Here is a 10,549-nt window from a genome sequence, read left to right as displayed (position 1 = left end):
GCGCAGCGGCGAAGCCGGCCTCGCGCTCGGGCGGCAGCGCCGGCGCATCGGGAAACGTGATGCGTTCGATCAGCTCTGCGTCGTCGTCGAACGCGTAGACGAGCTGCGCGACGCCGTTGGCATAGTCGGCGCGAATGAAGCGGAAGGCCGCGGCCTTGCGCGGGTCAGACAGCGACACGGAGAAGCTCCTTGCGGCGCAGGCGGTTGAGTAGCAGGTTGACGATCACGACGGCGGGCACCGTCGCGACGCCCATGACGATCAGCGAACCGAACGAGAGCAGCAGCACGAACGGTACGAAGTCCGGCGGAAACTGGCCCGCGACCGCCCAGCAGAGCGCCATCGCCGGCCCGAACAGCAGATGCGTCAGCACGGCCATGACCACGCCTGCGAGCACGGCACGCCACAGGCCGCCGCGCCGCGCGGCGCTGTCGAACAGGCGCCAGCCGATCAGCACGGCGATCTGCGCGGCGCCGATCGCGGCGCTGCAGAGCAGCAGGTATTCGACGGTCGGGCGCTCGTTCCGGAGGACGACGGCGGCAGCGGCGGCCGGCAACACGACCGCTGCGAGATGCAGCAGCGCACGCGATGGCATCAAACCACGGACTCCCCGGCCGGAACGCGCAGATTGTACTGCGAAGCCATCGTCGCACCGTAGGCGCCCGCCGTCGCAATCAGCAGCACATCGCCTTCGCGGCATTCCGGCAGGCGACGGTTCGAACCGAGCACGTCGCCGGACTCACAGATCGGGCCGACGACCTGATACAGCGTGTCGGCCGCGTCGCCGTGGCGGCTCAGGTTCGTGATCTCGTGCCAGGCTTCGTAGAGCGCGGGACGTATCAGCGAGTTCATGCCGGTGTCGACGCCGACGTAGCAGTAATCGCCCTTGCGCTTGGTCTGGTTGACGCGCGCCAGCAGCACGCCGGCCTCGGCGACGAGATAGCGGCCAGGTTCCATCCACAACTGGAACTGTGGATAAGCTTGCTTGATCTCGACGAGGCAGGCGTCGAGCGCCGCCAGGTCGAGCGGCGCGTCGTCGGGCCGCGCGGGCACGCCGAGACCGCCGCCGATGTTGATCGCCTCGATGCGCGGGAAGCGCTGCGCGAGTGCCGCGAGCTGGGCATAGACCTCGCGCCAGTGCCCCGCATCGAGGATGCCCGAGCCCAGATGCGCGTGCAGGCCCACGACGGCCACGTCGTGACGCCGCGCGAGCTGGCGGAACTCCTCGACCTGGTCGAGACTCAGGCCGAATTTCGAGCCGGCGCCGCCGGTGCGCACCTTGTCGTGATGGCCGCGGCCCGCACCGAGATCCACGCGCAGGACCACTTCGCTGCCGCGGAACGTCTCGCCCCAGTGCTGCAGCGGGTGCAGGTTGTCGAGCGTGACGCGCGCACCGTGCGCGAGCGCGGTGGCGTATTCGTGCCGGGGCGCGAAGTTCGGCGTGAACAGTAGCCGCTCGGCGGGAACCAGCGCCGCGGCGAGTTCGAGTTCGCCCGGCGACACGCATTCGAGCCCGAAGCCCGCGTCCGCGATTGCGCGCAGCACCTCGGGCTGGCTGTTCGCCTTGAGCGCATAGAACCAGCGGTCCGGCGCGGCCAGTGCGCGCAGGCGCCGCGCGCGTTCGCGCACGGTCGCGAGATCGTAGACATAGCGCGGCGTCGCCTGCGCGGCGAGTTGCAGCAGCTCGTCACGGCGCTGCAGCCACCACGGCGTTTCGGCGCGCGGCGCGCCGGCGGCATAAAGTTCGTGCCAGGCCGGGCCGAATACGGCGGGATCTTCGGCGCGCAGCGCTTCGGTCCTGATCAATGCCGCGTGCAGTGTCGGCACCAGTCCGTCGGCGGCGGCCTCGTCGACGACGATGGTCAGGTTCAGATTGTTCGACGATTGCGAGACCAGATGCACGCGCAGCAGATCGAACTCGGCAAGCACGCCGGCCAGCCGCGGCAGCAGCGAGCGCATGCCGCGTCCGACCAGCGTGACCGCGGTGCACGGCGCGATCACCTTGACGCGGCAGACCTCGGCGAGATCGGCCGCGAGCGCCGACAGCACGTCGGAGTTCACGAGGTTTTCCGACGGATCGAGCGACACCGTCACGTTGGTTTCGGCCGAACCGATGAGGTCGATCGACAGGCCGTGGCGCTTGAACCGCTCGAACACGTCGGCGAGAAAGCCGACCTGCTGCCACATGCCGATGGATTCCATCGAGATCAGCGTGATGCCGCGGCGCTCGCTGACCGCCTTGACGCTCGGCGCGGCCGCGGCGACGGACATGCCGATCTCGGTGCCGGCAAGTTCCGGGCGGTTGGTATCGCGCACCGCGAGCGGCACCTGCGCCTCGCGCACCGGGTTGAGACAGCGCGGATGCAGCACTTTTGCGCCGGTCGTCGCGATTTCCTGCGCTTCCTCGTAATCGAGCCGCGACAGCAGCCGCGCAGCCGGCACGATGCGCGGATTGGCCGAGAACATGCCGGCGACGTCGGTCCAGATCTCCACTTTTTCGGCCTTCAGCAGCGCACCGAAATACGCCGCCGAGGTGTCCGATCCGCCGCGGCCGAGAATCACCGTTTCGCCGGCACGGTTGCGCGCCATGAAGCCCTGCGTGATGAACACTTCGCCCTGCCGCGCCAGCGCGGCCGCGAGCGCGGCGTCGGGCGCGGTCGGCACCGACGCGGACAGGTAGCAGCCCCACGGATTCTGGTTCGGCAACGCCTCCGCACGCAGATGCTCGCGCGCATCGAGCCAGCGCGTGGCCAGGCCCTGGGCGCTCAGGTATGCCTGCCCCAGCGTCGAGGACAACTGCTCGCCGAGCGCGAGCACTTCGGCCTGCCAGGACAGTTCGCCGGTTTCCGCGCGCGCATCGACGGCGAGCGCGGACAGGCGGTCGAGCCAATACTGCAGAGTCGCACGCTCGACGAGGCCGAGCTCGGCGAACATCGCATCGTGGCGCCCCAGGATTTCCGCGCGCAGCGTCTCGCGCCGGCCGCGGTCGCCGCCGGCCTCGGCGATGGCTTTGAGTTTGTCCGTGATCCCCGACAGTGCCGACACGACGATGAGCACGCGTTTGCCCCGCGCATGCCAGTCGCGGGCGATGCGGCAGATGGTGTCCCAGCGGGGACGCGTGGAGACGCTGGTGCCGCCAAATTTGACGACGATCCAGCCGGCATGCGCGCCAGGCGCAGAGTCGAGGGAGTTCACACCGTTCCTTTTTCTTCGGGAGACGCCGCGGAACCGCGGCGCGGCTGATTCTTTCCGCGGTCGCAGCAGAACGCAACGAAACGGCCATGGCAAGGCGGAATAAGGGCGCGAAACGGGCATCCGGGCATTGCGGCACGGTCGCGCCGCACGACGCCTTGTACGATGACGCGTCGCCACCAGGGAGCCGACACCATGACGAAGATGTTTTTGCTGACTCCGCTCGCACTGTTCGCGGGCGCGGTCGGCGCCGCGCCGCTGCCGGCGTGGCAAGCGCTCGATGCACCGGCGCTGTTTGCGCTGCGCAATCCGGCCGCGACGGCGGCGCAGCGCATACGCGTCGACGGACAGGCGCTGCGCACGGCCGATCGGCTGACGCTCGCGTTGCCCGGCGGGCACCGCCATGCGATCGACGTGGTTGCGCGCGAGTTGCGCGCGGACGGCGACCTCTGGCTGCTGGGTCGCCTGGACGGCGAGGCCACGGCGCAAGTGAGCCTCAGCCTCAGCGGCGGCCACCTCGGCGGGCTCGTCAGCGCACCGGAAGGCAACTACGAAATCACCTCGGCTCCCGACGGCAGCCAGGTGGTCGTCGCGCTGGATCAGGACGCGTTCCCGGAATGCGCGACGAACGAATTCGACCGCGTCGGGAACGCGCCGGCCGACGTGCCGCGCCAGCCCTTCGCCGATCCCCCCAGCCGCACCGACGTGCTCATCGTGTTCTCGCCGCAGGCGCATGCGGCGCTCGGCAGCACGATGGCGCAGACCAAGGCATTCGCCCAGTCCATGGTCGACAGCTCGAACACCGCGTTCCGCAACAGCGACATGACGACGCGCTTCCGTCTCGCCGGCGTCCGCGTGACGGCGCGCAACGAAGCCGGCAACAGCGGCGACGACCTGACCTGGGTGGGCAACGACGCGGAGGTCGCCGGGTGGCGCAACGATGTCGCCGCCGACCTGGTGTCGATGGTCACGGAAACCATGAGCGACGCCTGCGGCCGGGGCTATCTGCAGGGCTCACCGGGACCGGGATTCGCGGCGTCGGCCTATCAGGTCACCGCACGCGGCTGCGCGGTCGGAAATCTGAGCTATGTGCACGAACACGGCCACAACATGGGCATGGGCCACGACCCGGGCAACGGCAACGGCGCATACGCCTATTCGTTCGGGCATTTCGTCAGCGGCTCGTTCCGCACGGTGATGGCCTACAGCACGAACTGCACCGGCGGCTGCACGCGCCGTCCGTATTTCTCGAATCCGGCGGTGAACTACGGCGGCGCGCCGACCGGCGTCGCGAACGAGCGCGACAACCATCGCACCGGCAACGAAACCGCGAACTTCACGGCGAACTTCCGCGCGAGCGAGATCATCTTCCTCGACGGTTTCCAGCCCGCGATCTGAACCGCCGCAACGACAACGAGCCGCCCGGACGGGCGGCTCGTGCGACTTCGACGGGAGTTGCGGCGACGTATGGCGGCCGAAGATCGCCGTACGCCGCCGCCGTGCACCGACGCAGCGACGACGGCGCACGCCGTACCCCATCCGACGCGGACACGTCCCTGTGTCCGCGCCCGCTCCGCCCCCTCGTCGTCCCTGCCGTGCTCCGTTGCGACGTCCGGATCAGGCGGTCAGGCCGCATGCTGCGGCGATGCCGGACGTCGACGCGCCTGCGCGCCCTCATTCGAAACCGTTGCAGAACACCGAGTCCTGCGGCAGCCCCTTGGCGCCGGGATTGGCCGCCATGTACGCGGCAATCTGCTGCGTCGTGTAGTTGCGCATGCGGAAGATCGCCATGGTCGGAATGCCCGGGACCTCGCCGGTGACGTTGTAACAGCCCGCGATCTGATTCGCGTCGGCGGTGAACGTGATCTGCCCGTTCGCGTCGGTGAACGCGACGATGACGCGACCGCTCTGGCTGCCCGCATGCAGGGTCGCGCTCGCGCCTTCGGCCGGCGCCGTCAGGGTCACCAGCGTGTCGGGGATCGGATTGCCGTTCTGGTCGCGCACGATCGCCGTCATCGACGACGGGAACGGCTGGCCGATCGGCGTGCCCTGCGAACCGCCGCCGGTCACGGTCAGCGTGCTGTTGCCGCCGGGTATCGTGCTCTCGGCGAGCTGCACGCCCGAGAACACGGCGGTGTCGACGAGACTCGCGGTCAGCAGATTCTGCGGGCGGTCGAACAACTGCACGCGCAGCGGCGCCGGCGTGACGGTGCCGGTGTCGTGATGGATCTGCAGACGCAGCGTCGTCGCGTCGAGCGCGTCGGCGCGCGCCTGTCCGGCCGGCGCGGTCGTGCTCTGTACCAGCGTACTCGCACCGGCAATCAGCTCGACGCCGGTCCCGGCAACGGCGAGCAGCGGGAGATCGAGCGTCGCGCCGGTTTCGAGATTCGCAATCAGCGTATAGCGCTTGTTCGACTGCGTATTGGCAGCGAGCGTCTGTCCGAAATGGCCGCTGTTGTTGACGATGGAAACGACGGCGACGCCGAGAAGCCCGGTGACCGTCGCCGTACCGGCCACCGCGTCGATCGTCAGCGTCGGTGGGATGAGCAGGCCGACTACGCCGGCGTAGGTACCGGTCCAGGGGCCGCTGCCGATGACGACGTCAGTGCCCGACGCGCCGACGACACCGCCGCCGACGGTGCCGGCGTTCGCCGCCGCCGAGAAGTCCCCGTTGGGAACCGTGAGAAATCCGGCGCTCGCGGCGCCGCTGATGCCGAATCCCGCAACGAGTGCAACGCAGAAAGAACGGATCGCCGCGCCGAGACCTGCGCGCCGGTTCCGAAAACTGCCAGCCAACTGATTCGTGGTGTTCATGAGTGTGCTCCGGCAAGGACGACAACAGGAGTCGGAAAACCCCTGCATTGCATTGATTCTTGACCTCAACCGGGCCGGCCGCTGCGAGCTTCGGCGAACCGAAATGCAAGCCCGGGCGGCGTCGTCATACGGTTCCGAAGCCGCGCGACAGACACTAGTACCGTTTTGAAAAACTTACAATATATAGCTTTACTTTGACCATACTGTGCCGTCAATAAAACGGGCTCATCGTCTGAGGGAATGCCGGACACGGCAGCAGGCTTTCCACTCACGAACCGGCGGAATCCGGCAGAAAAACCGTTGCGAAAGGCGAAGCGGGCACTCAACAGACGACGGGGTTTTCCCCTGCGCACGCCACGACCACTGCGGATCTTCGCGACTGCCGCAACACAATTCGCATCCGAATTGAGAGCAGAAGATCCGACACCAGCGAGCGATGCACCGTCAGGCCCGATCGGCGCGCCGGCACTCTGGCCGACGCGCCCGGATGGCTGCCGCGACGGCGGCTCTATCCCTCAAAGCCGTTGCAGAACACGGAGTCCTGCGGCATGCCGTTCGCGCCGGGATGCGCCGCGAGGTATGCCGCTACCTGGTTCGGGCTGTAGTTGCGCAAGCGAAACACCGCGTTGTGGGGAATGCCTTCGACCTGACCGATGACGCTGTAGCAGCCGGCGATCTCGTTGGCGTCCGCGGTGAACGTGATCTGGCCGTTTGCGTCGGTGAACGCGACGATGATCCGGCCGCTCTCGCCGCCTGCATGCAGGGTCGCGCTCGCACCGGTCGGTGGCGCCGTCAGGGTCACGAGCGTGTTCGGCACCGGATTGCCGTTCTGGTCACGCACGACGGCGGTCATCTGGACCGGAAACGGCTGGCCGACGGGCACGCCCTGCGAACCGCCGCCGGTCACGGTCAGCGTGGTGTTGCCGTCCGGCGGGATCGCGCTCTCGGCGACCTTGATGTCGGAGAACGTGGCCGCGTCGATGACCGACGCGCTGAGCAGCCCCTGCGGCCTGTCGAACAGGCGAACCGCGATCGGCGCGGGCGTGACCGTTCCCGTGTCCTGGTAGATCTGGATGCGCGACGTGGTCGCATCGACGGCGTCGATGCGGACCTGACCGGCCGGCGCGGTCGTACTGGACACGAGCGCGGCGCCGTTCGCATAGAGGGCGATTCCGGTACCGGCGGTAGCCAGCAGCGGAAGATCCAGCACGACACTCGTGCTCAGATTCCCGATCAGCGTATAGCGCTTGTTCGACTGCGTCGTCGCAGTCAGCGTCTGGCCGAAGTGACCGCCGTTGTTGACGACCGTGACCGCGCTGGCACCGGCCACGTTGGAAATGCGCGCGGAACGCGTCGCCGAACTGATCTCGAGCGTCGGCGGCACGAGCAGTCCGATCACGCCTTCGAATGTCGCGGTCCACGGACCGCTGCCGATCGGCACGTCGGCCCCGGACGAGCCGACGATGCCGCCGCCGACCGTGCCGGCATTCGCTACGACCGAAAAGTCGCCATTCGGCACCGTTAAGAGTCCGGCATCGGCGACACCCGCGATGGCGAGTCCGGCAACGAGCAGGAAGCAGTTGCGGCTCAGTGCCGAACTGCGGGAACGGCCATCGCTGCGGCCGTTGCGAATAGTGCGTACAGCTTGTGTATTGGCGTTCATGGTTCTGTCTCCGGCAATGGAATTCACGCGGACGAATCAAGGAGTGCCGTCTGCGCGCGATGAAGCTGGCCGGGTTCGCCCGTTTCGGCGAACGGTGACCCGGGCGGCGGCGACGGATACCCGGCGCCGGACGCGACAAAAACACTAGTCGTCGTTAGTTACATTTTCAACGAGTCGCTTTTTCTCTTCGTATCACGGACAGCACGATCAAATCGGGTTATCGCGTGGGAACTTCCGAAGGCATGAATTCCGGGTTTTCACCCACTGTTTACGGCGAATCCTGCAGACGCATGCGTACGCTCATTGCCGGCCGCTCATAAATTAAGGAAAAATTTTGGCGCCACGAAACGTGCGCATACGCATAGTCAATACAAAAAAAAAGGGGCCGACATCCGAAGAATATTTCCCACAGGTTTCTCCGCGATTGATGCGCGTTTTTGCGACGCACTAGACAAATTCACCCATGTCAAAATGCGTAAAAATCATTGAACGGATGCGTATGGCTGCCACGGCGGCGGGGCATCATGCACGAAACAGGCGTGCGGCCGGCGCAGACCCTTCGCGACGCGCGCACCCGCACCCCTTCCGCCGCAGCCGAATTCGCTGCCTCGCGTTGCACAAAAAACGCAACCGGACCGTTCGAACCTGCGGAAGGCCGTGATCATGTGCCGCCGGAATCGCACGCACGACAACGCGCGCATCGCGCACGGCCGATGCGGATGCGGAAGGCCAAGACTGATCCAGCCATCGACAGCGCGCACCGCGCGCGGGGATGCAGCAACAAACGCCGCACCCGGTTCAGTCCGCGGGAACGCGCCGGGTCAGCGGGCGGGCCGATCGAGACTGCCGTACACGACCTTGCCGTCCACGATGGTCGCCGCGATCCGATCGTGCGGAATCCGAGCGGCATCGATCGCATACGGGTCGTCACGCAGCAGCGTGAAGTCCGCCTGCTTTCCGACGGCGATCGTGCCGCGGTCCGATTCGGCGAATTCCGCAAACGCGGCGCCGGCGGTGAAGCCGCGCACGGCTTCGTCCAGGGACAGGCGCTGTGCCGGCAGCCAGCCTCCGGCAGGCTTTGCATCGAGATCCTGACGCGTCACGGCGGCGTACAGTCCGAGCAACGGACTGACCTGCTCGACCGGAAAGTCGGAACCGAGCGCCAGCGGCACCTTCGCCGCCATGAAACGGCGCCAGGCGTACGCACCGGCAAGCCGCGCCTCACCGACGCGCGCCTGTGCCCAGGGCATGTCGCTGGTCGCGTGCGTCGGCTGCATGGACGCGATCACGCGCAATTGCGCGAAGCGCGGAAAGTCGGCGACGTCGACGATCTGCGCGTGCTCGACGCGCCAGCGATGGTCGCCCTGCGCTGCCGCATCGAGAACACCCGCATATGTGTCGAGCACGAGCCGCGTGCCGCGGTCGCCGATGGCATGCGTCGCGACCTGCACGTTGCAGCGCTTCGCCTTCGCGACGACGGCGCGGAAGGCATCGGGCGCGGTCACGAGCAGGCCGCGATTGCCCGGATCGTCGCTGTAGTCGGCCTTGAGTGCCGCGCCGCGGCTGCCGAGCGCGCCGTCGATGTAGAGCTTGACCGCGCGCATCTGCAGACGGCCGTCCGCATGCCGATAAAGTCCGTCGCGGCACAGTGCGTCGAGCGCTTCGCCGTCGCCGTCGGCCATCGCATAGATGCGCAGCGGCAGTTCGCCGGCATCGGCGAAACCGCGGAGTACGGCAAGATCGTCGCGGCTGACGCCAGCGTCGTGCACGCCGGTCAGGCCGTTTGCGAGCAGCGTCTCGAACGCGAGCCTGTAGGCCCGCCGTTTCAGCGCCGCGTCGGGCTTGGGCACGACCTCGTCGACCAGATGCATGGCGGCGTCGACGAACACGCCGGTCGGCTTGCCGCCGACACGTTCGATGCGGCCGCCGTCGGGCTGCCAGTCGCCGGCGAGATCGCGCGCGGCGCGCGACAGTGCCGCCGTATTCGCCCAGGCCGCGTGCCCGTCGATGCGGCGCAGATAGACCGGGCGATCGGGAAACGCGGCATCGAGGTCGGCCGCGGTCGGGAACTGCTTTTCCGGCCAGTCGTTCTGGTCCCAGCCGCGCCCGACGAGCCAGGCGCCGGCCGGCAGCTTTGCCGCATGCGCGCGCAGGCGCTCGATGACCTGCGCCTTCGACGCGGTGCCGCGCAGGTCGGCATTGAGCAGCGACAGGCCAAGACCGAGCACATGGCCGTGCGCATCGACGAGGCCGGGCAGCACCGCCGCGCCATGCGCGTCGAGCTTCGCCGCATCCGGATACCGCTGCGCGAGTTCGGCCTTCGAGCCGACGGCGACGATGCGTCCGGCATCGTCCCACGCCACGGCCTCGGCCGTTCCGCCGGGCACGCCGATGCGCCCATCGTGCAGGACCGTCGTCGCGGCCGTCGTTCCGTTCAACGCCAGCAGTCCCGCCGCCAGCAGCCAGCCTGTCGATCGCTTCATGCGTGTCCTCCCGGCAGAATCGCCGCACTGTGGCGACCGGCGCCCGCGCACGCAAGATGCGCCGGCGGCTCGCAGGCTCGAGCCCTGCGCCTGGATCGACCGTCATAGCGATATCACCGCGCACCGGATTGCCAAGGCCAGACTGCTCGCCCATGCTCGCGGCTCCTTCAGGGGAGCGGTCGATGTCCGAATCCAGCAGTCCCGGCTACGCGCGCCGGCTCGGCGTACTCGATGCGACGATGGTCGTCGTCGGCGGCATCATCGGTTCCGGCATCTTCCTGAATCCGGCCGTCGTCGCGCAGCGCAGCGACTCGCCGGGCATGATCATGCTGGCCTGGACGCTCGGCGGCGTGTTCGCGCTGGCCGGCGCATTCATCTACGCCGAACTCGGCGCGCGCC

At 68.0% G+C, this 10,549-nt stretch carries 7 protein-coding genes; 2 read left to right on the top strand and 5 right to left on the bottom strand.

Annotated features, from left to right (window positions below):
- Positions 1-164: 164 nt before the first annotated feature.
- Positions 165-593, bottom strand: coding sequence for a hypothetical protein (locus tag VLF18_RS10410; RefSeq protein WP_325279563.1), 429 nt, complete (start codon positions 591-593; stop codon positions 165-167).
- The gene (locus tag VLF18_RS10405; RefSeq protein WP_325279562.1) at positions 593-3,193 is read right to left on the bottom strand and encodes a bifunctional aspartate kinase/diaminopimelate decarboxylase; all 2,601 of its coding nucleotides are present in this window, start codon (positions 3,191-3,193) and stop codon (positions 593-595) included. The genes VLF18_RS10410 and VLF18_RS10405 overlap by 1 nt, the downstream gene beginning before the upstream one ends.
- 192 nt (positions 3,194-3,385) lie before the next feature.
- Here VLF18_RS10405 and VLF18_RS10400 point away from each other — a divergent pair, with 192 nt between their 5' ends.
- Entirely contained in the window at positions 3,386-4,588 is a 1,203-nt protein-coding gene (locus VLF18_RS10400) for a M12 family metallo-peptidase (RefSeq protein ID WP_325279561.1), read from the top strand.
- A gap of 276 nt (positions 4,589-4,864) precedes the next feature.
- On the opposite strand, the gene VLF18_RS10395 is transcribed toward VLF18_RS10400, so the two are convergent.
- The 3 genes from VLF18_RS10395 to VLF18_RS10385 all read right to left on the bottom strand — a co-directional run bounded on the left by VLF18_RS10395 (position 4,865) and on the right by VLF18_RS10385 (position 10,150).
- Positions 4,865-6,004: a hypothetical protein gene (locus VLF18_RS10395; RefSeq protein WP_325279560.1), complete on the bottom strand. Its 1,140-nt coding sequence runs from the start codon at positions 6,002-6,004 to the stop codon at positions 4,865-4,867.
- A 508-nt stretch (positions 6,005-6,512) separates the two neighbouring features.
- On the bottom strand, positions 6,513-7,667 hold the full coding sequence (locus tag VLF18_RS10390) for a hypothetical protein (RefSeq protein ID WP_325279559.1): 1,155 nt from the start codon (positions 7,665-7,667) through the stop codon (positions 6,513-6,515).
- Between the two features lie 821 nt (positions 7,668-8,488).
- A complete protein-coding gene (locus tag VLF18_RS10385) occupies positions 8,489-10,150 on the bottom strand; it encodes an amidohydrolase (protein WP_325279558.1) in 1,662 nt (553 codons plus the stop codon).
- A 182-nt stretch (positions 10,151-10,332) separates the two neighbouring features.
- On the opposite strand from VLF18_RS10385, the gene VLF18_RS10380 reads away from it, so the two are divergent.
- Positions 10,333-10,549, top strand: a 217-nt coding sequence (locus VLF18_RS10380) for an amino acid permease (protein ID WP_325279557.1), incomplete at its 3' end; no start/stop codon positions are given.

It is taken from the genome of Tahibacter sp., assembly GCF_035481375.1.
GTDB lineage: Bacteria > Pseudomonadota > Gammaproteobacteria > Xanthomonadales > Rhodanobacteraceae > Tahibacter.
Note: the sequence above shows the minus strand (reverse complement) of the source record. Positions and strands in the feature narration are given on the sequence as shown.